This window comes from Arthrobacter sp. B055-34, from assembly GCF_059090425.1.
Map to the genome: position 1 here is coordinate 58,482 of NZ_JBNHFQ010000001.1, position 23,052 is coordinate 81,533.

General features: G+C 66.4%; 25 protein-coding genes. 3 read left to right on the forward strand and 22 right to left on the reverse strand.

Going from position 1 to position 23,052, the window contains the following annotated elements; genetic code table 11:
• Positions 1–5: 5 nt before the first annotated feature.
• Positions 6–917, reverse strand: a complete 912-nt coding sequence (gene dapA, locus AC5RWO_RS00265) for a 4-hydroxy-tetrahydrodipicolinate synthase (RefSeq protein WP_498728550.1) — start codon at positions 915–917, stop codon at positions 6–8.
• 139 nt (positions 918–1,056) lie between these two features.
• Here dapA and AC5RWO_RS00270 point away from each other — a divergent pair, with 139 nt between their 5' ends.
• Positions 1,057–2,259, forward strand: coding sequence for a heparan-alpha-glucosaminide N-acetyltransferase domain-containing protein (locus AC5RWO_RS00270; RefSeq protein ID WP_498728551.1), 1,203 nt, complete (start codon positions 1,057–1,059; stop codon positions 2,257–2,259).
• Between the two features lie 28 nt (positions 2,260–2,287).
• On the opposite strand, the gene AC5RWO_RS00275 is transcribed toward AC5RWO_RS00270, so the two are convergent.
• From AC5RWO_RS00275 to AC5RWO_RS00330, 12 genes are read right to left on the reverse strand one after another with little or no spacing between them, the layout of a single operon-like run.
• Positions 2,288–2,833: a GNAT family N-acetyltransferase gene (locus AC5RWO_RS00275; RefSeq protein WP_498728552.1), complete on the reverse strand. Its 546-nt coding sequence runs from the start codon at positions 2,831–2,833 to the stop codon at positions 2,288–2,290.
• A 14-nt stretch (positions 2,834–2,847) separates the two neighbouring features.
• The gene (locus AC5RWO_RS00280) at positions 2,848–3,336 is read right to left on the reverse strand and encodes a tetratricopeptide repeat protein (protein WP_498728553.1); all 489 of its coding nucleotides are present in this window, start codon (positions 3,334–3,336) and stop codon (positions 2,848–2,850) included.
• Positions 3,329–4,087 carry a 4-hydroxy-tetrahydrodipicolinate reductase gene (dapB, locus tag AC5RWO_RS00285; protein ID WP_498728554.1) on the reverse strand — a complete coding sequence of 253 codons (759 nt, stop codon included), beginning with the start codon at positions 4,085–4,087 and terminating at the stop codon, positions 3,329–3,331. The genes AC5RWO_RS00280 and dapB overlap by 8 nt, the downstream gene beginning before the upstream one ends.
• A 16-nt stretch (positions 4,088–4,103) precedes the next feature.
• The gene (locus AC5RWO_RS00290) at positions 4,104–4,535 is read right to left on the reverse strand and encodes a molybdenum cofactor biosynthesis protein MoaE (protein WP_074702705.1); all 432 of its coding nucleotides are present in this window, start codon (positions 4,533–4,535) and stop codon (positions 4,104–4,106) included.
• Complete coding sequence (locus AC5RWO_RS00295) at positions 4,525–5,100, reverse strand: MogA/MoaB family molybdenum cofactor biosynthesis protein (RefSeq protein ID WP_498729298.1); 576 nt, start codon at positions 5,098–5,100, stop codon at positions 4,525–4,527. Before AC5RWO_RS00295 ends, AC5RWO_RS00290 begins: the two co-directional genes overlap by 11 nt.
• A gap of 50 nt (positions 5,101–5,150) precedes the next feature.
• On the reverse strand, positions 5,151–5,636 hold the full coding sequence (gene moaC / locus AC5RWO_RS00300) for a cyclic pyranopterin monophosphate synthase MoaC (RefSeq protein ID WP_498728555.1): 486 nt from the start codon (positions 5,634–5,636) through the stop codon (positions 5,151–5,153).
• Positions 5,624–6,838 carry a molybdopterin molybdotransferase MoeA gene (locus AC5RWO_RS00305; protein WP_498728556.1) on the reverse strand — a complete coding sequence of 405 codons (1,215 nt, stop codon included), beginning with the start codon at positions 6,836–6,838 and terminating at the stop codon, positions 5,624–5,626. Before AC5RWO_RS00305 ends, moaC begins: the two co-directional genes overlap by 13 nt.
• A 29-nt stretch (positions 6,839–6,867) precedes the next feature.
• On the reverse strand, positions 6,868–8,508 hold the full coding sequence (locus tag AC5RWO_RS00310) for a molybdopterin-dependent oxidoreductase (RefSeq protein WP_498728557.1): 1,641 nt from the start codon (positions 8,506–8,508) through the stop codon (positions 6,868–6,870).
• Positions 8,509–8,558: 50 nt separating this feature from the next.
• On the reverse strand, positions 8,559–9,626 hold the full coding sequence (locus tag AC5RWO_RS00315; protein WP_498728558.1) for a sulfate/molybdate ABC transporter ATP-binding protein: 1,068 nt from the start codon (positions 9,624–9,626) through the stop codon (positions 8,559–8,561).
• The gene (locus AC5RWO_RS00320) at positions 9,623–10,510 is read right to left on the reverse strand and encodes an ABC transporter permease (RefSeq protein WP_498728559.1); all 888 of its coding nucleotides are present in this window, start codon (positions 10,508–10,510) and stop codon (positions 9,623–9,625) included. Before AC5RWO_RS00320 ends, AC5RWO_RS00315 begins: the two co-directional genes overlap by 4 nt.
• On the reverse strand, positions 10,507–11,334 hold the full coding sequence (gene modA, locus AC5RWO_RS00325; protein ID WP_498728560.1) for a molybdate ABC transporter substrate-binding protein: 828 nt from the start codon (positions 11,332–11,334) through the stop codon (positions 10,507–10,509). The genes AC5RWO_RS00320 and modA overlap by 4 nt, the downstream gene beginning before the upstream one ends.
• Positions 11,331–11,750 (reverse strand): TOBE domain-containing protein, encoded by a 420-nt coding sequence (locus AC5RWO_RS00330; protein WP_498728561.1) that lies wholly within the window; start codon positions 11,748–11,750, stop codon positions 11,331–11,333. The genes modA and AC5RWO_RS00330 overlap by 4 nt, the downstream gene beginning before the upstream one ends.
• A gap of 114 nt (positions 11,751–11,864) precedes the next feature.
• On the opposite strand from AC5RWO_RS00330, the gene moaA reads away from it, so the two are divergent.
• Positions 11,865–12,971: a GTP 3',8-cyclase MoaA gene (moaA, locus tag AC5RWO_RS00335; protein ID WP_498728562.1), complete on the forward strand. Its 1,107-nt coding sequence runs from the start codon at positions 11,865–11,867 to the stop codon at positions 12,969–12,971.
• Positions 12,972–12,978: 7 nt separating this feature from the next.
• Positions 12,979–13,251, forward strand: a complete 273-nt coding sequence (locus AC5RWO_RS00340; RefSeq protein WP_498729300.1) for a MoaD/ThiS family protein — start codon at positions 12,979–12,981, stop codon at positions 13,249–13,251.
• A 123-nt stretch (positions 13,252–13,374) separates the two neighbouring features.
• Here AC5RWO_RS00340 and AC5RWO_RS00345 read toward each other — a convergent pair whose 3' ends face one another.
• The 9 genes from AC5RWO_RS00345 to AC5RWO_RS00385 all read right to left on the reverse strand — a co-directional run bounded on the left by AC5RWO_RS00345 (position 13,375) and on the right by AC5RWO_RS00385 (position 22,927).
• Positions 13,375–14,862, reverse strand: coding sequence for an alanine/glycine:cation symporter family protein (locus AC5RWO_RS00345; RefSeq protein WP_498728563.1), 1,488 nt, complete (start codon positions 14,860–14,862; stop codon positions 13,375–13,377).
• 245 nt (positions 14,863–15,107) lie between these two features.
• Positions 15,108–16,484, reverse strand: a complete 1,377-nt coding sequence (locus AC5RWO_RS00350; RefSeq protein ID WP_498728564.1) for a M16 family metallopeptidase — start codon at positions 16,482–16,484, stop codon at positions 15,108–15,110.
• 66 nt (positions 16,485–16,550) lie between these two features.
• Positions 16,551–18,809 (reverse strand): polyribonucleotide nucleotidyltransferase, encoded by a 2,259-nt coding sequence (locus tag AC5RWO_RS00355; RefSeq protein WP_498729301.1) that lies wholly within the window; start codon positions 18,807–18,809, stop codon positions 16,551–16,553.
• 330 nt (positions 18,810–19,139) lie between these two features.
• Positions 19,140–19,409: a 30S ribosomal protein S15 gene (gene rpsO / locus AC5RWO_RS00360; RefSeq protein ID WP_074702713.1), complete on the reverse strand. Its 270-nt coding sequence runs from the start codon at positions 19,407–19,409 to the stop codon at positions 19,140–19,142.
• A gap of 150 nt (positions 19,410–19,559) precedes the next feature.
• The gene (locus AC5RWO_RS00365; RefSeq protein WP_498728565.1) at positions 19,560–20,540 is read right to left on the reverse strand and encodes a bifunctional riboflavin kinase/FAD synthetase; all 981 of its coding nucleotides are present in this window, start codon (positions 20,538–20,540) and stop codon (positions 19,560–19,562) included.
• A 102-nt stretch (positions 20,541–20,642) separates the two neighbouring features.
• On the reverse strand, positions 20,643–21,086 hold the full coding sequence (locus tag AC5RWO_RS00370; protein WP_498728566.1) for a hypothetical protein: 444 nt from the start codon (positions 21,084–21,086) through the stop codon (positions 20,643–20,645).
• Positions 21,087–21,100: 14 nt separating this feature from the next.
• A complete protein-coding gene (locus AC5RWO_RS00375) occupies positions 21,101–21,475 on the reverse strand; it encodes a hypothetical protein (RefSeq protein WP_498728567.1) in 375 nt (124 codons plus the stop codon).
• Positions 21,475–22,464, reverse strand: a complete 990-nt coding sequence (gene truB, locus AC5RWO_RS00380; RefSeq protein WP_498728568.1) for a tRNA pseudouridine(55) synthase TruB — start codon at positions 22,462–22,464, stop codon at positions 21,475–21,477. The genes AC5RWO_RS00375 and truB overlap by 1 nt, the downstream gene beginning before the upstream one ends.
• Complete coding sequence (locus AC5RWO_RS00385; RefSeq protein WP_498728569.1) at positions 22,445–22,927, reverse strand: nucleoside deaminase; 483 nt, start codon at positions 22,925–22,927, stop codon at positions 22,445–22,447. Before AC5RWO_RS00385 ends, truB begins: the two co-directional genes overlap by 20 nt.
• Positions 22,928–23,052: the final 125 nt, after the last annotated feature.

Sequence of the window (23,052 nt, forward strand, 5' to 3'; positions counted from 1 at the left end):
TTGGATCAGACCTCCAGGTTCCAGCCGGCCTCTTCGAGGTCTGCGCGGATCAGTGCGATCTCGGCGTCGGACGGCTCAACCAGAGGCAAGCGGACCACCGAGTTGGGCAGTACCGACTGCCACTTAAGAATGAGTTTGGATGCGACCGCCCCTTGGATGTGGGTCATGACGGCCCGCTGGACCGGATCCAGCTCAAAGTGCAGCCGGCGCGCCGTCGCCAGATCACCGGCATGCATGGCATCGACCAGGGCGCGGTATTGCGCCGTCGCAACGTGGGCGCTGACCGACACGAGGCCGACGGCACCGGCGGCCATCAGCGGCAACGTCAGCGAGTCATCGCCGGAGTACACATCCAGATCGGTGTTCGCCAGGACGCGCGTGGTCTCCTGGTAGTCCGCCTTGGCATCCTTCAGCGCGACGATGCGCGGATGTTCGGCCAGCCGGTACAGGGTCTCGGTCTCGATCCGGATGCCGGCGCGGCCGGGGATGTCGTAGACCATCACGGGCAGATCGACCGCGTCCGCGATGGCTTCGATGTGCGCCTGGACACCGGCCTGGCTGGGCTTGTTGTAGTACGGCGCGGTGACCAGGAGTCCGTCCACGCCCAGTTTCGCCGCTTCCTGGGACAGACGGATGGAGTGCCGTGTGTCGTTGGTGGTGGAGCCGGCGATGACCTTTGCACGTCCGCCTACTGCGTCGACCACTGCCCGGAACATGCCAAGGTTTTCCTCGTCGAGCAGAGTGGAGGTCTCCCCCGTGGTCCCAGTGACCACCAGTCCGTCGCAGCCGTCCTCGACGAGCTTCAGGGCCAGCTTTCCAGCGACCTCATAATCCACGTCGCCCTTCTCATTGAAGGGGGTAACCATGGCAGTCACTAAAGATCCGAAGGTGTACTCACGGGAAGAAGACTCAGACATAGACAAAACGTTACCGCGTGGACCTCGGTTTGCCGCAACGGCCCCGGGGAGTTTCGTATCACGGCAGCGCTTACACCTTGCGGCGCTACGATTGTTACGCCGCAAGCCCCAATACAGAGGGCTGTGAGAATATCGGAATATGGCATCCACACACAGCGGTTCCGCCGGGCAGCGGCTGGCCGGAATCGACGCTGCCCGGGGCCTGGCCCTGCTGGGCATGATGGCCACCCATATCTTTCCGTTGTGGACCGCCGGTGCCAACCCCGAGCACAGTTTCAGCGGCCTGGTGCTCTCCGGCCGGTCCTCGGCCCTCTTCGCGGTCCTGGCTGGTGTCGGGCTTGGCCTGTTGACCGGCGGCAGCCGCCCGCACAGCGGCCGGTCGCTGCTGGCCGACCGGTCCGGAATCGCGGTGCGCGCGGCCATTATCGCCGTCGTTGGTTTGATGCTTGGCATGCTGAACGTCAGCATTGCGGTCATCCTCGTCCACTATGCGGTGCTGTTCCTTTGTGCCCTGCCGTTCCTGCAGCTGAGCCTGCCCGTGCTGGCAGCGTGGGCCGGCGGCTGGCTCCTGCTCTCCCCCGTGGCTGCCTATCTGCTGCGCCCGTGGCTGGAAAACACGCTCGGCTTGGAGAGCCTGGGGCACAATCCGATGATTCTCGACGTCTTTGTCCCATCCACGTTCCTGGCCGACATCTTCGTCACCGGGTACTACCCCGTACTGCAGTGGCTCGGCTACATCCTGGTTGGACTTGTCATCGGCCGGCTGGATATCCGCCGCGCCGCGGTCCAGCTGTGGCTGCTTTCCGGCGGCCTGGCGGCAGCGGCGCTGGCCAAGGCCGGCTCGTGGCTCATCATGGACGGCCTGGGCGGCTACCGCCAGTTGGCTTCCACCGAGGCTGCGGAACGCGCGGATTTCGCCCTGATCTACCAGGTGAACCTCAGTTGGGTGGACACGGACGATTCGTGGTGGTGGCTGGGAATCTCCGGCCCGCATTCCGGCACAACCTTCGATCTGCTGCATACCTCCGGTACGGCAGCGGTGGTGCTTGCCATCTGCCTGCTGCTGACCACGAAGAAACCGAATCTGCTGCTGCCGCTCTCGGGCGCCGGTGCCATGACGCTGACCCTGTACACGGTGCATGTCTGGGTCATGAGCCTCATCCCGAAGAATGCGGTCTGGCCCGGGGACAACGAGATTTACTGGGTGCAGGTCATCGTGGCGCTCTCCGTGGGCACGACGCTGCACGTGCTGGACCGGCGCGGACCGTTCGAATTCATCACGTCCACCACCTCGAGGGCAACCCGCGACGCTATCCGCGGCGGCCACCGCCAATACAGCTGACACGCGCAACTTCGGCTACGTATCCAACTTACGACGGCGGCAGCACCTGGGCTGTTTCGGCCGCCAGCAACTGGTACAGATCATGGTCCTGCCACCGGCCGGCGATCCTGAGATACGACGGCGCAGTGCCGTACCGGGCGAAGCCGTTACGCTCCAGGACCCGCTTCGAAGCAGCATTGTGGGGCAAGATCTCGGCTTGGACACGGTGCAGCCCCAGGTCCTCAAAGGCGGTGAGCGCAAGGGATCGGACCGCCGCGGTGGCCAGTCCCCGGCCGTTATGCCCAGCATCCACCCAGTAACCCATGCTGCATGACTGGAGCGCTCCCCGGACAATGCTGTTGAGCGTGATGCGGCCCGCAACCTCGCCCGCCCCGTTCAGGATGACGTGCGGCAAGCACATACCCTGGCGGTGCTCCTGGAGAATGCCGCGGATAACTCCGCGTTGTCCGTCAGCGGTGAAATACTCATCGGCCCGTACCGGCGCCCAAGGTGCAAGGAACTTCCTGTTGGCGCTCAACAGGTCCGCGAGCACCGCGGCATCCTGCAAGGTGATGAGGCGGGTGGGCCGGTCCATGCGGGAACGCGGTTTCAGCTGCGGCTGAGCTCGATGGCCTTGCGCATGGCTTCGCGGGCGCGCTTGCGGTCCCGGGCGGCGTCGTAGGCGCAGGAGAGCCGGAACCAGCTGCGCCAGTCCTCCGGCGTGGCCTCGGCCTCAAGCTTGTACTTTTCGAACTCGGCATCCGCTGCCTCGCGGACGATGCGTCCCCCCGGGGTGCGCGGCAGGTTATCCACCGGCAGCCCGCCCTCAGCCTCAAGAATCCTGGCCAGTTTGGACATGCGCGAGCCGAAGAGGATTTCGCGGATGAGGGCCCAGGCACCCACCGCCGGCAGCACCAGCAGGGCGGCACCGAGGGCAATCGCCACCGGCTGCGGGTCCTGCAGGAGCAGCCAGGCGCGGTGCACAGTCAGCGCCATGTACGCGAGCAGCAGGAAGATGATGGCCGAGACCCAGATCTTCTCGCCGTGGCGCGAATACCAAGAAGCGGAGCCGGTTCCCGGGGTTGCGGAGTCAGTCATTGAGGTCAAGGTATCCGTCCAAGCCGTAGGTCAATCCCGGATGGGCCGCCACGGCGCGCACGCCCAGCAGGACTCCGGGCATAAAGGAGGCACGGTCAAACGAATCGTGCCGGATGGTCAGCTGTTCCCCGGGGCCGCCGAGCAGCACTTCCTGGTGCGCCACCAGGCCGCGCAGCCGCACGCTGTGCACCCGCACCCCGTCAACGTCCGCGCCGCGGGCGCCGTCAAGGGATTTGGTGGTGGCGTCGGGGCTGGCGAAAACGCCGGCCTCTTCGCGCGATGCGGCGACCAGTTGCGCGGTGCGTACCGCGGTGCCGGAGGGCGCGTCGACCTTGTCGGGATGGTGCAGTTCGATGATCTCCACCGATTCGAAGTATCTGGCGGCCTTGGCGGCGAACGCGGAGGCCAGCACCGAGCCCAGCGCGAAGTTCGGCGCGATCAGCACACCGGTTCCCGGGTGCGCTTCCAGCAGTGCCGACAGGTTACGGCGTTTCTGTTCGTCCCAGCCGGTAGTTCCGACCACCGCGTGCATGCCGTGTTCGACGGCGAAACGTACGTTGGCTTCGGTGCTGTCCGGCGTGGTCAGATCCACAACGATCTGTGCGCCGGTGCCGACGAGTGAATCCAGGCTGTCCCCGCGCCCCAGTGCCGCCACAAGTTTGAGGTCTTCGGCGGCGTCAACGGCCTTGACCGCCTCCGCGCCCATTCGTCCGCCGGCACCGAGCACGGCCACCGCAAGTTGTTCAGTCATGGTTTCCAGCGTATCGCTACTGGCCGATGCCTACCCATTCGGTGCGTCCGTCGGCGAAATGCTGTTCCTTCCAGACCGGTACCCGCTCCTTGACGGTGTCCACCAGTTCCGATGCCGCGGCGAACGCTTCGGCACGGTGGGCGGAGGCGACGGCGGCCACCAGCGCCGGGTCCCCGATCTGCAGCGATCCAATCCGGTGCGCAACCCAGATGCGCACGCCGTCGTACTTCGCGGCAATGTCGGCGGCGACCTCGGCAATCACCCGGCCCGCGCTGGGGTGTGCGGAGTAGCCCAATGCGGACACCGCTTCCCCGCCGTCGTGGTTGCGGACTACGCCGCTGAAAGTCACGACGGCGCCGCATTCGGGTGACTCCGCTGCGGCCATCGCCTGTGCAGCGTCCAAAGGGGAATCGGCGACCCCTGCGTACAGCACTTCGCTAGTGCCCATGATGCCCTCCGGTTTTGTGGCTTGTGGTGTGGGTGGAGCTCTCCGCGGCGGCCAGGTGTCCGGCACGTTCGTGTCCGGCATCGCGGCGGCCTTCCAGCTGCGTGCAGATGTGCTCGATCAACGGCTGCAGTACCGCGAGCCCGTCGCGGACGCCGCCCGGCGAGCCCGGAAGATTGATGATGAAGGTCCCGCCTGCCACTCCGGCCACCCCGCGGCTCAGTGCGGCCAGTGGCGTGTGCGGCCGGCCCGCCTCGCGGATTGCTTCCATGATTCCGGGGACTTCCTTGTCCAAGAGCGCAGCGGTGATCTCCGGTGTGCGGTCGTCGCGGGTCAGGCCGGTGCCGCCGCTGGTAATGATGATCCGGACGCCCTCGGCCAGCAGGTCCGCCAGCGCAGCTTTGACCTCGGGGCCGTCCGGGACCACGCGCACGGGCAGCGGCTCGAAGCCTTCGGCGGCCAGCCACTCGGTGATGATCGGCCCGCTGCGGTCCTCATACGTCCCGGCTGCCGCACGGGTGGAGGCGACAACGACGCCGGCGGTACGCCGCGTGCCCGCGCCTCCGATGGTGCTAGCGGTGCCGTTGGTGCTAGCGGTGCTGTTGCTGGGTTCAGTGCTCACAGCGTCCAGTCCCCGCTCTTGCCGCCGGATTTGGCCAGCACCTTGATGTCCCCGATCACGGCGTGCTTGTCCACGGCCTTGATCATGTCGTACAGGCTCAGCGCCGCCACCGAGGCCGCGGTGAGCGCTTCCATCTCGACGCCGGTTACTCCGCGGGTGCGCACGGTCGCCTCGATCCGCACCTCGCTGGTGCCGGGGAAGAAGTCCACTGTGACTTTGCTGATGGGCAGCGGGTGGCACAGCGGAATCAGCGACGGCGTCTGCTTCGCGGCCATGATGCCGGCCACGCGGCTGACTGCCAGGGCGTCGCCTTTGGGAAGGTCGCCGGACGCCAGCAGGGCGACAACGTCGGCCCGCGTAGCCAGCACTGCCTGGGCGGTGGCTTCACGGGTGGTTTCGGCCTTGGCGCTGACGTCCACCATGTGCGCCGTGCCGTCCTCGCGGACATGGGTCAACCGGTCCTGCTCGCTCATAACAGCCATACTTCCACGTTCCGCCCGGCCGGGACCTCCGTTACGCCGATGGGAAAATGCACCAGCGCGTTGGACGCTGCCAGGGCGTGAAGCAGATGCGAGCCGGGACCGCCGATCAAGGTGACGGAGCCGCCGTCGTAATGGCCGCGCCGGATCTGGTGCTTGGCCGCCGGCGACTGGGCAGCCTCGGCCAGCGGCACGTGCAGGACGGTGCGCGGCTCCGGATCGCCCAGCACCTCGGTGAGCGCCGGACGGAGGAAAGTCTCGAAGGACACCATCGAACTGACCGGGTTGCCCGGAAAGCCCAGGTAAGCCACGCCGGCCACCGTGCCGATGGCTTGGGGTCCGCCGGGCTGCATCGCCACCGGGCCGAACTCCACCTGGTCGCGGGCGAGGGCCTGCTTGACGACCTCGAAGGCGCCCTTGCTGATGCCGCCGGAGGTCAGCAGCAGGTCCGGCTGGTGGCGCTCCAGGTCCTCGTGCAGCCGAGCCAGGAAGTCCTCCGGGGAATCGGCCAGGATCCGGCTGCCGGCCACGTCCGCGCCGGCCTCGGCGAGCCCGGCTGCCAGCAAGGTGGTGTTGGCATCGAAAATCTGTCCGGGACCCAGGGTGCCGCCGGGTGCGATGACCTCGTCGCCGGTGCTCAGCAGCAGCACGCGCAGCCGCGGCCGCACCGCAACCTCCGCGATGCCGAGCGCCGCCAGCAGTCCCAGCTGGGCCGGCTTGAGCCGCGTGCCGGCGGCGAGGGCAAGCGTGCCAGCGGCAATGTCGCTGCCCTCGGCGCGCACGAACTGGCCGGCCGGAACGCTGGCCGGCAGCCGCACCATCAGCCCCGGGGCGGGCGTGCGGAAACCATCCGGGTCCGCCTGTTCAATGGGGACGACGGCGTCCGCTCCGGCCGGCAGCATGGCCCCGGTCATGATCGGCGCCGCGAAGCCTGCGGCCAGCGGCGGAGCCGGGTAACCTGCGGCGATGGTTTCGGCCACCGCGAACTCCGGCCGGCCGCCGGCTGCCGCGCTGTCCACCGCGTAGCCGTCCATCTGCGAGTTGGCGAAGGGCGGCAAGCTGACCGGGGCGGTAACGTCCCGGGCCAGGATCCGGTGGCGGGCCTCCAACAGACCGACCGTGTCATCCGGCCGGCCGTTGCGTTGCACGGCGGCGCGGACCAGTTCGGTGACCGCCTTGCGGTGCTCAGCTACTGTAGCGGCCACGCCGGACTCCCTTCTCTTCAGGAGCCATCCTAAGCGACGGTCACGCTCACGGTGTGCCAGCCGGTGGCTCCATCGGGCACCACCGGGGCACTCTCGCCGGTCTGGACCATGCCCGCGGCATCGATGGCACGGACCTGGAGCCGGTGGCGGCCTGCCGGCGCGTTCCACCGGTACCGGTACTGCCGCCAGGTGTCCGCGGAGATGGGGTCGCCCAGTTCGGCCTCCTGCCAGGCGCCGTCGTCGATCCGCAGCTGCACGGCACTGATGCCGGTGTGCTGGGACCAGGCCACACCGCCGATGTCCACCTCGCCGGGCTCGAGCCGTCCGCCATTGCGTGGCGTATCGATCCGCGAGCTCATTTTCACCGGTCCCCGCGCGCTCCAGCCCCGGGTGGTCCAGTACGCGGTCTCGTTCTCGAAACGGGTAAGTTTCAGTTCGGTGACCCACTTGGTGGCGGAGACGTAGCCGAAGAGCCCGGGCACCACCAGCCGCACCGGGAAGCCGTGTTCGAGCGGCAGCGGTTCGCCGTTCATGCCGATGGCCAGCAGGGCGTCCCGCTCGTCGGTCAGCACTTCCAGCGGTGTTGAAGCGGTCCAGCCGTCGACGCTGCGCGAGAGCACCATGTCCGCCCCGGCCTGCGGGCGTGCCCCGGCCAGCAGCTCCCGGACCGGCCAGCCCAGCCATTTCGCATTGCCGATCAGGTCGCCGCCCACGGGGTTGGAGACGCAGCACAGCGTGATGTACCGCTCCGTCAGATCCTGGCCCGCCAGCTCATCGAAGTCCAGCTCCACTTCCTCGTCGACCATGCCGGTCACCTTCAGCCGCCACTGGTCCACCTTGACCACGGGCACCGCGAGGGCAGTGTCGATCCGGTAGAAGTCCGGATTGGGCGTCACGAGCGGCGTGATGCCTGCTACCGGCAGCGTCGCGCCTGCTGGGATCGGTTCCGCAGGATCTGCCGGGGCGGGAAGCCGGAAGGCCTGGCGGAGGCGTGCTGCGCTCTGCTGGGCGCTGCGGATGCTCGAAGCGACGACGGCGGTCAGGGCCGCCGCTGCCGCGGTACCTCCCAGCCACAACAGGAAGGTGCGGCGGGCCGGGTCCTGCCCCGGACCGGCCGGCCGCGACTGAGCGGCGGCGGCTTGGACGCAGCGCCGGACCAGGACCTGCAGTATTACTAGGGCCACGATGCCGGCGACCACCGGGGCGGCCAACGCCAGCTGCTCCGCCTGCGGGCTGGCCAGCACGGCCGCCGCGCCCGCCGCCGCAAAGGCGAGGATGACAACGCTGCCGGCGAATCGCCGTCGTACTTCGAGGACTCCGGCCAGGCCGCCGAGGGCCGCGATGACCAGCGCCATGGCCACGAAGAACGCGGCCTTGTCCGCCGTCCCGAAGACCGCGATCGCCGCGTCCTTCACCACCGGCGGCAGCACGTCGATGACGGCCGATCCAACCGCGGTCAGCGGCGAGACGGAAGGGCTCAGGAACGCCGCGGCCAGTTCGCCGGCCGCGGTTCCCAGCAGTGCAGCAGCGGCCCCGGCGGCCGCCGCCCATCGGTTCGGCGCAGAGCTGTGTGGCGAGGAACTGTACGGCGCGGATTCGATCGGTGCCGCTTCGTTGGTCGCCGGTTGGTTCGGTGCCCCTCGGTTGGGTGTCCCTGGATTCGGTGCCATCGGGCCTCCAGCGTCGCGGGTTTCTCCGGCGGTTGCGGCGACCGAACGGGTCAGGCGCTCTTGGCCGGATAAATGCTGACCTCCGCCGCCTTCACGGCGAAGAACATGCTGCGGCCCGGGTAGATATCCAATTCGGCCGCGGCAGCAGCCGTGACCTCCGCGGCGAGCTGACCGGCCCGTACCTTTAAGTGTCCGGCGGCCGGCTCCAGATCGTCAACGGTCACCGCCAGCACATTGCGCGGGCTGCCGTGCGGCCGCTCGGCAAAGACGGATACGGCAGCGGGGCGGAAGGCGGCCACCGCAGACTCCCCCGGTTCCAGCGGCTGGACTGCAGTCCCCGCCACCGGCGATCCTGCGGGAATACCGGCCTGGCCCTCGCCCGCGAGCAGACCATCCGCGGCCGCCGTGCCGCCGATGACGTTCAGGCCGGCCAGTTCCGCGGTGAAGGCGCTGCGCGGATGCGCGATGAGATGCTTCGGCGTGCCCTGTTCCACCACGCGGCCGTGTTCCAGGACCAGGACGCGGTCCGCCAGCAGCAGGGCATCGAGAATATCGTGGGTTACGATGACGGCGCGGCGGCCAGCGAGCACCCGCCGGAGCATGCGCCGGATCACCGGAGCCACGGTGGCATCCAGCGCCGCGAGCGGTTCGTCCAGCAGCAGCAGGTCCGGTTCCGCCGCCAACGCACGGGCGATCGCCACACGCTGGGCCTGTCCGCCGGACAGCTCGGCCGGGCGGCGCGCGGCCAGATGCGTGGCTTCGGCCTCTGCCAGCCACTCCAGGGCACGTTTCCGGGCAGCGCGCTTCGGGACTCCCTGGCTCCGCGGGCCGAAGGCGGCGTTCTCGAGTGCACTCAGCTGGGGGAACAACAGCGCATCCTGGGACAGTAACGCCACCGACCGCCGGTGCGGTGGCAGGATAGTGCCCGATCCGAACAAGACGCGCCCGTCCAGCACCGCCTCGCCGTGGTCCGGGCGGACCAGCCCCGCGATGATGGCCAGCACGCTGGACTTGCCGGCCCCGTTCGCCCCCATCAGGGCGACGGTCTCACCGTCGTTCACCTTGAAGCTGACGTCCAGCTGCCGCTCAGCCAAGGCGGCCTGCAGGGTAAAACTCACTGCCGGACCCCGTTCCGGCGGCCGGTGCGGCCGTAGGTCAGCGCCACAATGACGACGGCGGCCGCGACCAGCAGCATCGAAAGGGCCACGGCGGCGTCCGGATCCGTCTCGCGCTGGAGGTAGATTTCCAGCGGCAGGGTCCGGGTCACGCCGGTCAGGCTGCCGGCAAAGGTCAAGGTGGCACCGAACTCGCCCAGCGCCCGGGCGAAGCACAACACGGTGCCAGACGCCAGCGCGGGCAGCAGCAGGGGCAGCGTCACCCGGCGCAGCACTGTCGCTGGACGGGCGCCCAGGGTGGCGGCGGCCCGCTCGTAGTGGTTGCCCGCGCTGCGCAGCGACGCTTCAACGCTGAGCACCAGGAACGGCAGCGCAACGAAGCTCTGCGCGAGGACAACGGCCGTGGTGGAGAAGGCGATCTGAATCCCCCAGAGCTCCAAGGTGCTGCCCAGCAGGCCCTGGCGGCCGAAGGTATAGAGCAGGGCCATACCACCGACGACGGGCGGCAGTACCAGCGGCAGCAGGACCAGCGCCCGAAGCAGCTTGCGGCCCGGGAAACTGGAGCGGGCCAGCACCAGTGCCAGCGGCGTGCCCAGCAGCAGGCACACCAGGGTGCTGGCGGAGGCGGTGCGCAGGCTCAGGCCCAAGGCCGCCAGTGCGCCGTCGCTCGTTATCAACGGCCAGAAACCGGCCCAGTCCACGCGCAGCGCCATCGCCAGCAACGGCAGCAGCACCAGCACGGTGCCGGCCGCGGCGAAGAAGAAGACCGCGGCCGGCAGCCCCGTAGTCCCCTGCCGGCCGGACTGCCGCCCCGCCAGGGGCGGCGGCGCGCCGAGGCCGGCTGTTCCGTCCCGTTCGGGGCGTGTGCTGGCTGGACCGATGGTCATGGCCTGCCAAACCCCGCGTCGGTGAGCACACGCTGCCCTGGTTCACCGGTCACATACTCCACGAACTCCCGGGCGAGTTTCTCCCGCCCGGTTCCGGCGGCGCCGGCAGTAACCGCGATCGGGTAGGTCACCGCGGCGTTCGCGGCATGCGGCACGGGGATGGTCCGGACCTTGTCCCCGGCGCGCACGGCGTCGGTCCGGTACACAAAGCCGGCATCCGCCTCGCCCGAGGTCAATTTCCCGAGGACCGCCGTCACCGAATTTTCCTCGCTGACCGGTGCAAGTCTCACGTCGGCGGCCTCGGCCAGTTTCCGGGCCGCGGCACCGCACGGCACCTGCGGGGCGCACAGCACCAGCTTTACGTCCGGCCGTTCCAGGTCCGCCAGCGTTTCGATGCCCGCGGGGTTGGCGGATGGAACCACGAGGGCCGGCGTGTTGGTGGCCAGTTCCTGCACGGCGCCGGCCACTCCCCCGGCCTCCTCCACGCGCGCGAGGGTGGCTGCGTCGGCCGAGGCAAAGACATCGGCCGGCGCACCCTCGATGATCTGGGTGGCGAGATCGGCCGATCCGGCAAAGTTCAGACGCACGGTGCTGCCCGGGACCTCGGCCTCGAAGGATTCCGCCAGCGCAGTGAACGGTGCGGCCAGCGATGCGGCCGCATAGACCGTAATGGTGCTCTCCCCCGCGTCTCCTTGACCGGATGCGCCGCCCGGACCGGTGCCGCAGGCAGCAAGTCCCATGGTTCCCGCCAGCGCCAGCAATGCTGCGACCAGCCGCCCGGGCTTTGCAGTCGTTCGGCTGGCCCGCTGTACCGTCAATCTCACGGCCGGCCCTTCACTGGCTGGGCGGCCGGCGTTTGCACGATCACGTTGGTTGCCTTCACCACGGCGGTGGCCACCGAGCCGGGTTCCAGCCCCAGCTCGCGGACGGCCTCGGCACTCATCAGCGATACGACGCGGTGCGGGCCGCACTGCAGCTCCACCTGCGCCATCACCGTGTCCATCACCACGGAGGTCACCAGCCCCACAAAGCGGTTTCGGGCCGAGCTGCCGGCCGCGGCTTGGTCCGGTGGCAGGGCGGCCTGTTCTTTGGCCAGGGCGGCCAGCTCCGTCCCTGCGACCACGGTCCGCCCGGAGGCGTCGCGCTGCCCAGTCAGCGTGCCGGCCTCGATCCATCGTCGGACGGTGTCGTCACTGACTCCGAGGAAGCGCGCAGCCTCTGCTACTCGTATTTGCGTCACGAGCCTAAGCATAGTTCCGCATCTGCGGGTTGAACAGGCCAACGCCCGGCACCCGTTGTCCACATGGGGAGACGGGGCTCGGCAAGGCAGCCCGCGCTAACGTACCCTCGATACATGAGCGTTAATTTGGGGATGCCGCAGGTAGCGGCCGGCACCCGCGGCACCGCTGCCTTGCCCGCGCGCCCGGTGGACGCCGGCCCCGGGCTGATTGATCGTTTCGGCCGCTCCGCGACGGACCTACGCATCTCCCTGACGGACAAATGCAATCTGCGCTGCACTTACTGCATGCCGGCCGAGGGCCTCGACTGGCTGAACAAGGAGCAGGTCCTCACGGACACTGAAATCGTCCGGCTGGTGGACATCGCCGTCGACCACCTGGGTGTGCGCGAATTGCGCCTGACCGGCGGCGAGCCCCTCGTGCGCGCCGGACTGGCGGACATCATCGCCGGCATCCGGAACAACCATCCGGATCTGCCGGTGTCGCTGACCACCAACGGCCTCGGACTGGACAAGAAGGCCCAGGCCCTCAAAGACGCCGGCCTGACGCGCATCAACGTTTCGATGGATTCCCTGCATCCGGAAACCTTCGCCCAGCTCACCCGCCGGCCTTTCCTGGACCGGGTGCTCAAGGGGATCCAAGAAGCGGACCGGGTGGGCCTCGGCCTGATCAAGATCAATGCGGTACTGATGCGCGGCACTAACGACCAGGAAGCCCCCGGCCTGCTGGAGTGGGCCGTCAGCCACGGCTACGAACTGCGCTTCATTGAGCAAATGCCACTCGACGCGGACCACGGCTGGACCCGGAAAAACATGATTTCGGCCGCGGAGATCCGTGCCCTGCTGGAACAAGAGTTCGTCCTCACTGCGGATCCGCGGCGGCGCGACGGTGCCCCGGCGGAACGGTGGGAAGTGCGACGGCGCTCTGCCCCCGGCGTCGTAGTTGGCACTGTAGGCATCATCGCCTCGGTCACCGAGCCTTTCTGCGCGGACTGCCGCCGGACCCGGATCACGGCCGAAGGCAAGGTCCTTTCCTGCCTGTTCTCGCATGAGGAAATCGACCTGCGCGACCTGCTCCGCAGCGGTGCCGGAGACGAAGCCGTCGCCGAGCGGTGGCGCGAAGCGATGTGGGCCAAACCACGGGCGCACGGAATGGACCATACCGGGCTGGGCGCCGAAGACTTCGTCCAGCCCGAGCGAAGCATGAGCGCGATCGGCGGTTGATTTGTTGTTGTTGATCAGATACTTCGGCGCGGCCCAGGCCGCGGCCGGCGTCGAAGAGGAAAAGGTTGTCCTGCCCGAAGGCAGCACTCTAGCCGACGTTTTGGACGTGCTGATCCGGGAGCACCCGCACCCAGGCACACAGTCCAAGGGTGCACCAGCGCTGGAGTCGGTGATCGCACGCAGCAGTTTCCTGCGCAACGAGATCGCCTGCAAGGACCGTTCGGCAGTCCTTGCAGATCAGGACATCATCGACATCCTCCCGCCCTTCGCCGGCGGCTAACCTCGCGCTTCGAAGAGCCAGTCCGTCCGGGCTGTCCGCTGGCGGACAGCTTCACCCACGAAGGGCCCCGTTTCCGGTAACCGGAAACGGGGCCCTTCATCGTTGCTGACGGCGCTGCTGAGGCTATCGACCCTCGCCCTGCGGCACCTGTCGCTCGCGGTGGTGCGAGGATCCGACAACGTCGCCGGCCTTCCACTCGCCCCAGCCCGGCTGGTCCCGCATGAATGCCTCGATCTCCTCCTTGTTTGCCTTGAGCTCCGGATCATGCTTGAGGTAGTGCCGGGTCTCGCGCACAATCAGGCCGGAGAGAATGAGCAGCCCGAGGAGGTTGGGCAGGGCCATCAGGCCATTCATCACATCGGAGAAGTTCCAGACCACGGCCAGTGGGACCGTGCTTCCGATAAAGACGACAATGGAGAACACGACACGGTAGGGGGTCACCCCGCGGCGTCCGAACAGCCGCTCAACGTTGCGTTCGCCGTAGTACGCCCAACCAAGAATCGTCGAGAAAGCAAACAGAATCAGACCGACGGTGACAATCCAGTGGCCCCACTCGCCCGGAAGTCCGTGAGTGAAAGCTTCGCCGGTCATGACCGCTGCCTGGTCGCCGCCCAGTTCCCAGACACCGGTGGTGATAATGACCAGGCCGGTGCAGCTGACCACGATGATCGTGTCGATGAAGGTCTGGGTCATGGAGACCAGTCCTTGGCGCACTGGATGGGTGGTCTGTGCGGCAGCTGCCGCGATGGCGGCGGAACCGAGGCCTGATTCATTGGAGAAAATTCCTCGTGCCACGCCCATCTGCACCACCAGGATGATCGCCGAACCGGTGAAGCCGCCGACAGCCGCCGTGCCAGTGAAGGCATCGGTGAAGATCAGGGCAAAGGCCGCGGGTAGACCTTCAATATTGGCAATCAGGATATAGATGGCGCCAAGTACGTAGAACACGATCATGATCGGGACCAGCCCTGCCGTCACGCGGCCAATGGACTTGATGCCTCCCACGAGCACCAAAAGAGTCAGCACCGCGAGAATAGCGCCCGTGATCCACAGCGGAAGATTCCAGCTGTTCTCAACATTTGAAGCGATGGCGTTGCCTTGGGTCATGTTGCCGATGCCGAAGGAGGCCAGGAATGCGAAGATGGCGAAGGCGAGGGCCAGAATCTTACCGAAACGGTTTTTAATTCCGCGCTCCAGGTAGTACTGCGGTCCGCCGGACTTTTCTCCGGCGTCGTCCGTCGTGCGGAAACGGACGCCCAGGAACGCCTCCGAGTACTTTGACGCCATCCCCACCATGGCCGTCACCCACATCCAGAACAGCGCGCCGGGGCCACCGATACCAATAGCTGTGGCGACGCCTACAATGTTGCCCGTGCCCACGGTGGCAGCAAGTGCAGTAGTCAGTGCTTGGAACTGCGAAATATCACCCTCGGCCCCTGCATCCCTTCGCGTGAACAGTCCGAGCCGCAGCGCAACGCCCAGTTTCAGGAACTGAAGTCCCCCCAAACGGATAGTCAGGTAAAGACCGGTGCCCAGCAGCAGCGGTATAAGCAGAAATGGACCCCAGACAACCGAACTAACGGCCGATAGAAACTCCGTTAAGTCTTCCAAAACATTCTCCAATTGCGGTGCGGTAGATACATGTGACTGCAGTCACCCACAGCCGAAATCAGTCTAGTCCCCCAGTGGAGTCCATTCATATTTCCTGCCCGCGACAAGCCCGCTAACACGGCGGGACGTGTGTCATTTAACGCGGAATAGCCCGCGGACTCGTCCCGCAGGCGCCCAAAAAACAGCGGCCGGGTGCCCGGATTCTTTCCCGGACACCCGGCCGCCGGGTGGAAATTTGCGGAACCTCAGAGACCAAAGTCCGCGGGTGAATCAAACGGACCGACGACGGTTACTGTGCGCGGGGCGGCGGCCAGTTCGGCGGCCAGCGCCTGCACTTCCTCCGGCGTGACAGCGCGGATCCTCGCCAGCGTCTCGTCCGCGTCCAGGAACTCTCCAGAGACGAGTTCCGCCCGTCCAAGCCGCGACATCCGCGACCCGCTATCTTCCAGCGCCAGGACGATGCCGCCGGACAACTGCCCGACTGCCTTGCGCAGTTCTTCGGCCGTAATTCCGTCCGAGGCCAGCTTGTCCAGCTCGGCACCCAGCAGTTCGATAACCTGCTTGGTCTTCGCCGGAGAGCAGCCCGCGTACATACCGAAGTAGCCGGCATCCGCGTAGGACCCCGCGAAGGAGTACGTGGCGTAGACAAGCCCGCGCTTTTCCCTGACTTCCTGGAACAGCCGCGACGACATGCCGCCACCAAGGACGGCGTTGAGGACGCTCATCACGAACCGGCGCTCGTCGGTGGCGACTATGGATTGGCAGCCCATGACGATGTTGGCCTGCTCGACCGGACGCCGGTGGACGTGGATGCCAGCTACGGAGGTGATCTCCGTGCGCTCGGCGGAGCGGCGCTGTACCGGTGCGGCTCCAGGTTCGAGTACCCAGCCAGCGCCTTCCAGAGCCTGCAGAACCAGCCGGCAGACGTCGTCGTGCTCCAATCCTCCCGCTGCGGTCACAACCAACTCATCCGGGCGGTAGTACCGCTGGTAGTGGTCCCAGACAGCGGTGCGGGGCACGGCCATGATTGCCTCGGGAGTACCGCCGATGGGCCGGCCAAGGGGGTGGCCGGCCAAGACCGCCTCGACGAACTTCTCGTGGCAGACGTCCGAGGGATCGTCATTGTCCATCGCCAGTTCTTCGAGGATGACGTCGCGTTCCTGCTCCAGCTCGCTGTTGTCGAGCACCGCGGAGGTGATCATGTCCGCGATGACGTCGATGGCCATCGGCAGATCCGTGTCGAGCACGCGGGCGTAGTAGCAGGTGTTTTCCTTCGCCGTCGCGGCATTGGATTCCCCGCCGACCTCGTCAAAAGCCGACGCGATGTCGAGCGCCGTGCGCCGCTTCGTTCCCTTGAAGAGCAGGTGCTCCAGGAAGTGCGTCGAGCCGTGCTGGCCCTCCGCCTCGTCCCGGGAGCCGACGCCGACCCAGAAGCCGATAGTCGCCGAACGCTGCCCGGGCATCGCTTCCGTCAGCACTCGGACGCCGCCGGGGAGCACGGAACGCCGCACCACGGAGCCGCCAGGATCACCGTGGATCAACGTGGGATCGGCCCCGCCGAGATCGGTCGCGTCCGTATGGCCTTCAGTGGCGGATAAGGGCAAATGGATTCCTCGGGACATAGCGGAACTCCCCGCCGCAGAGCGTGACTCTGAAGCGGGGAGTTCGTTGCCAAATGCTTCAGGCATTTACTCTGCGGAACCTTCCACCGGCTCCAGGACGTCCTCGCCGGAAGCCTCGTCGCCGGCCGCCTCTTCGGCAACAACCGGAGACAGCGAGAGCTTTCCGCGGTCGTCGATCTTGGTGATCTCGACCTGGACCTTCTGGCCCACGGAGACAACGTCGTCGACATTGTCCACCCGCTTGCCGCCGGACAGCTTGCGCAGCTCGGAAATGTGCAGCAGGCCGTCCTTGCCCGGTGTCAGGGACACGAAGGCGCCGAACGTGGTGGTCTTGACGACCGTGCCCAGGTAACGCTCGCCGACCTCGGGAACCTGCGGGTTCGCGATGGCGTTGATGGCGGAGCGGGCTGCCTCGGCGGAGCCGCCGTCGGTGGCGCCGATCAGCACGGTACCGTCATCTTCGATGGAGATGTCGGCGCCGGTGTCCTCCTGGATCTGGTTGATCATCTTGCCCTTCGGGCCAATGACCTCGCCGATCTTGTCCACGGGGATCTTGACCGAGATGATCCGCGGCGCGAACTCGGAAAGCTCGTCCGGGGTATCGATCGCGGCCTCAAGTACGCCCAGGATGTGCAGGCGCGCTTCGCGGGCCTGCTTCAGCGCGGCGGCCAGAACCGAGGCGGGGATGCCGTCCAGCTTGGTGTCGAGCTGGATCGCGGTGACGAATTCGGCAGTACCGGCAACCTTGAAGTCCATGTCGCCGTAGGCATCTTCGGCACCGAGGATGTCGGTCAGCGCCGCGTAGCGGGTTTCCCCGTCGACCTGGTCGGAAACCAGACCCATGGCAATGCCGGCAACCGGAGCCTTCAGCGGCACACCGGCGTTGAGCAGGGACAGCGTCGAGGCGCAGACCGAGCCCATCGAGGTGGAGCCGTTGGAGCTGAGAGCTTCGGAGACCTGGCGGATGGCGTACGGGAATTCTTCACGCGAGGGCAGCACCGGAACCAGGGCGCGCTCGGCGAGGGCACCGTGGCCGATTTCGCGGCGCTTCGGCGAACCGACACGGCCGGTCTCACCGGTGGAGTAGGGCGGGAAGTTGTAGTTGTGCATGTAGCGCTTGCGCGTTACCGGCGACAGCGAATCGATCTGCTGCTCCATCTTGAGCATGTTCAGCGTGGTGACACCCATGATCTGGGTTTCGCCGCGCTCGAAGATGGCTGAACCGTGGACGCGGGGCAGAACCTCTACCTCGGCGGTCAGCGTGCGGATGTCCGTCAGGCCACGGCCGTCGATGCGGACCTGGTCCTTCAGGATGCGCTGGCGGACGACCTGCTTGGTGACGGAGTTGAAGGCAGCCGAAACTTCCTTCTCGCGCCCGGCGAACTGGGCTTCCTCGGAGCCGCCGAACTGCGCCAGGATCTCGGCCTTGAAGTCGTCCGCAGCATCGTTGCGGGTCTGCTTGTCGGCGATCGAGAAGATCTCGGTCAGCTTGGTGGCAGCAGCGGCTTCCACTGCGACGAACACATCGTCCTCGTAGTCCTTGAAGACCGGGAACTCGACGGTCGGCTTGGCAGCGGCCGCGGCCAGCTGGGCCTGGGCGTCGCACAGGGACTTGATGAACGGCTTGGCCGCTTCCAGACCATCAGCAACAACCTCTTCGGTCGGGGCGGGGGCGCCCTCTTCCTTGATCAGCTGCCAGGCGTTGTCCGTAGCTTCGGCCTCCACCATCATGATGGCGACGTCGTCACCGGCGACACGGCCGGCAACAACCATGCTGAAGACGGCCTTCTCCAGTTCGGTGTGCTTCGGGAACGCCACCCATTGGCCTTCGATCAGCGCCACGCGCACGCCGCCGATAGGGCCGGAGAACGGCAGGCCCGAGAGCTGGGTGGACATGGAGGATGCGTTGATCGCGACGACGTCGTACAGCACGTCCGGGTTGATTGCCAGGACGGTGACAACGATCTGCACCTCGTTGCGCAGACCCTTTACAAAGGCCGGGCGCAGCGGGCGGTCCATCAGGCGGCAGGCCAGGATGGCTTCTGTGGACGGTCGGCCTTCGCGGCGGAAGAACGATCCGGGGATGCGGCCCGCGGCGTACATGCGCTCTTCGACATCCACCGTCAGGGGGAAGAAGTCAAAGCCCTCGCGCGGGGACTTGCCGGCGGTGGTGGCGGACAGCAGTGCGGTGTCTTCGTCGATGTAGACCATCGCCGAGCCTGCGGCCTGCTGCGCAACGCGGCCGGTTTCAAACCGGATAACGCGCTTGCCGAAACGGCCATTGTCAATGACCGCTTCCGAGAACTGAATTTCGGGACCCTCCAAGAGAGTCACCTCCGTTTCTGTGGTGTCGGAGGTAACCAGCATCGGCCCAGACTTGCCTGCTCCCCGCGGTGGGAAGCGCCTGCGGCTGGCCATGGGGCCTGTCAACACCCGGTCTTCGATCGAGACCCCCGGGCGGCTGTGCATTGCTGCACCGGCCACTCCCGGAAATCACTACCGAGGACCGCGAATGCTTACGACGCCGGTCACTCCTGTTTTGTAATTATGGTTGCCCACCTGCCGGATCCCGGCCGGTGGGTTTGCGCCAAGCAAAGCGAAGGCGGCTCTTTCCTATGCCTTCAGCAGTTCAGAAAGAGCCGCCTTCACAGCAGACTAGCGGCGCAGGCCGAGACGCTCAATGAGCGCACGGTAGCGCGTGATGTCGGTGTCGCGCAGGTAAGCCAGCATGCGGCGACGACGACCAACCAGGGCCATCAGGCCGCGGCGGGTGTGGTGGTCATGCTTGTGCATCTTCAGGTGTTCCGTCAGGTCCGAGATGCGGCGGGACAGAACTGCAATCTGTACCTCGGGTGAACCCGTGTCGCCCTCGTGGGTGGCGTATTCCTTGATGATTTCCTGCTTGATAGCGGCGTCTAATGCCACAATAACTCCTAGAAGTTGTGCCGTGAGGCCCGTTTCAGCACTTCGCTGCCGGGGTCTCCGCGCCCGGCCGGGATTGCCGGAACGAGCATAGAGAAATCCAGCCGCCACGGACCGCAGCCGAATTCAGCCCTCAGTTTACCTGTCCGGGCATTAGTCTGTCGAAAGCAGGGCCCGGGACTGGTCGACGTCGATCTCCATTTGGGCGATCAAAGCCTCCGGTCCCGTGTAGGCGACCATGCCGCGCAGCCGGTGGACGAACTCCACCACTACCTGCTGGCCGTAGAGGTCGAAGTCCCCGTTCGCTTCCTTCGGGCGGTCGATGACGTGGGCCTCGACGCGGCGGCTGGCGCCCTCGAAGGTCGGGTTCGAACCCACCGAGATGGCGGCCGGCCAGCGCCGACCGGAAGCGTCGATCAACCAGCCGGCGTAGACGCCGTCGGCGGGGATCAGCCCGCTGGCATCGGGAGAAAGATTAGCGGTCGGGAAACCCAGTTCGCGGCCGCGGGCATCCCCGTGGACCACCTCGCCGCGTACCCGGTGCAGCCGGCCCATCACCTGGGCCGCCGTCATCACATCGCCCTCGGCCAGTGCTTCCCGGACCCAGGAGGAGGAACAGCGCCTGCCCCTGAGGTGGGACTCCGGCGCGTCCGGCTGGTCCGAGCCGTATTCTTCGATCACGTCGACGGCGAAGCCGAACTGCTCACCGAGTTCCTGCATGGTGTTCAGGTCACCGGAATTGCCCTTGCCGAACCGGACATCGTGGCCAATAACGACGGCGGACGCCCCCAGCGCTTCAACGAAAACTTTGCGGACAAACTCCTCCGGCGTGTCCGCTGCCAGTTCGAGCGTGTAGGTCATCATGAGCAGGCCGTCGATACCGGTCTCTTCGAGCGCCTCGATGCGGTCCTCCAGCCCCATAATCTGCTGGGGCGCTGCCTCCGGACGGTGGATCTGTGCAGGATGGGGGTCGAATGAGATGGCGACGGCGTTGGCGCTGTGGCGTGCGGCAGTCTCCACGAGCTTGGCCAGCACCTGCTGGTGGCCGCGGTGCACGCCGTCGAAATTGCCCAGCGTTACCACTGATGGACCAAAACCGGAAGGTACTTCGGCCAGGTCTTTCCAGTAGTGCACAGCAGGCTCCTCGCATCGTTAGCTATTCATGAGCTGTTCAGTCTCGGCGCACCGGTAAAAATCCAGCGGCGCCGTTGTCCATTATGGACGATCGCGGCGGTATTACCGCATTCGTTCCTGCCCGGGCCGGTGCCGCCAAAGCCACCAGAGTCCGAGCAGCGGCAGAACCAGCGGGATGTAGCCATAGCCTTGCCCGAAGCCGGACCACACGGTGTCCTCCGGCAGCAGGGCCGGATCCAGCAGGCTCAGCAGACCCACGGCAACAACTCCGAGCAGTTCAATACTGATGGCAGCGACGGAGATCCAGTACCAGCGCAGGCCCTTCTTGGCCAAAGCGACCGTGGCCAAGATATAGACCAAGGCGGCAAAGGCCGAGAGCAGGTAGGCAACCGGTGCCTCGCTGAATTTCGTGGCGATCTGATAGGAGGCGCGGGCCGTGGCCGAGATGGCGAAGACACCGTATACGGCCACAATCAGCCGACCCGGTCCGCTTGAACGGGAGCCGGTTTCCACCGGTTCTGCCGGGGTTTCCTGAGGGGAAGTCATGCTGTTCTCCGCTTTCATACTGCCAAGGCTCCGTCCCAAATCTGCTCCATCCGCACGAGCATCACAAAAATGGTCAGGCCCACCGCACCCAGGATCAGGTTGCTCCAGCGGGTTCGCTCCAGAATGGACCACCAGAAGGCCGCGACCGGGACCAGCAGGGCGGTAATCCAGTACCCCCAGAACTCCCAGACCTCTCCCGCGACTGCCTCTCCCCCGGCCTGCCGCACGATGGCGGCGATGCCGTACACCAGCAGGAAGAGTTCGACGGCGGCTACCGACAGGATCGTGATGTCATTGGGCGGCTGTTTGATCACCGCAGCGACAATGCAAATCAGTGCGGCGAGAAGGCAAACGACTGCTCCGGTAATGAAAAACCCGTCGACGACCACTAACGCTTACCCTCATCATTCCCGGCGGCGAACACCAGCAGGGGCTTGGCTGTTTCGCCTTTGTTCTCCAGTAGTGCAATCAAAGTTCCATCCGGGGCGAACGCTGCCACAGGAGCAGCACCCTGCCCAGCGGAGATCCGGCGTCCATGGGACAGATCGGCTGCTTCGGCGTCGCTCAATTCCCGCGCCGGGAACAGCGCGCGCGCCGCGTCATCCAACTCGAGCATCTGCAATTCCTCTGCCAGTTTCTCCAGCGTTGACGCGGCCTCAATCGTGTACGGCCCGACCTGCGTCCGGCGAAGGGCCGTCAGGTGTCCGCCCACTCCCAGCGCATTTCCGAGGTCCCGTGCGAGGGCTCGGATGTAGGTTCCGGAAGAGCATTCCACGGTCACGTCCACGTCCAGCAGTTTGCCGCCGCGTTCGCGCCGGATCTGGTGGATATCGAAGCGGCTGACAGTCACTGGCCGGGCAGCCAGTTTCACTTCATTGCCCGCTCTGACCCGTGCGTAGGACCGCTCCCCGTTGACCTTGATGGCGGAAACGCTGCTGGGAACCTGCTGGATTTCGCCCGTAAGTTTGGCGACGGCAGCGTGGATCTCCTGCTCAGTGACCGCCGCGGCGATGGTTTCGTTGAGGACTTCGCCCTCGGCGTCGTCCGTGACCGTGGACTGGCCCAGCCGGATGGTGGCCGTGTAAGTCTTGGACGTACCCACGATGTAAGTCAGGAGCCGGGTGGCCCGGTTGACCCCCACCACCAGCACGCCGGTGGCCATCGGGTCCAAGGTACCGGCGTGGCCAACTTTTCGGGTCCCCGCCAGGCGCCGCATGCGGCCCACCACGTCATGGCTGGTCCACCCCTGCGGCTTGTCCACGATTATTAGTCCTGAACGGACCGGCCCGGAATTCACGCCTTTCAGTATATGGGGTTGGCTGCCCGGTCCAGCCACGCCGGCGGCGGCCCCGGGAACCTCAGTACTCCGTTTTGGCATCGAGTTGTTCCCAGCTGCGGAAGGGTTCTTGCGAGGTCGGCACCACAATCTGCTTCACCGGCATGAGATCAAGATCTCCCCGGCCCTGGATGTAGTCGTAGAAGGCGGCGTCGTCAAAGCCGGCCCGGGCTGCATCGTGGCGGTCGGCGGCAAAATACACGCGGTCCAGCCGGGACCAGAGCGCAGCGGAAAGGCACAGCGGACACGGTTCGCAACTGCTGTAGAGGGAGCAACCGGTGAGATTGAAGGTTCCGAGTTCGCTGCAGGCATGGCGAATGGCCACGACTTCCGCGTGCGCCGTCGGATCGTTGTTGGCGGTCACACGGTTACTGCCCTCGAAGATCCTTCCGTCAGGGGCCACCACAATTGCGCCGAAGGGGCCGCCTTCGGCATCGACGTTGCGCACGGCCAGGGCTACTGTCCGGGCCAGATATTCGGCTACGCGATCGGCATCGTTTTCCATGGTTTCCTTTAATCCTTTGATCGTTGACAGCGGGATGACGCAGGACTACCTTGACCCTACTGCTATCAGGGAAGCAGCCGTTGGGGAGCACCGAGGGCCGCCGGTGCTGTTGCCTCATAGGCATT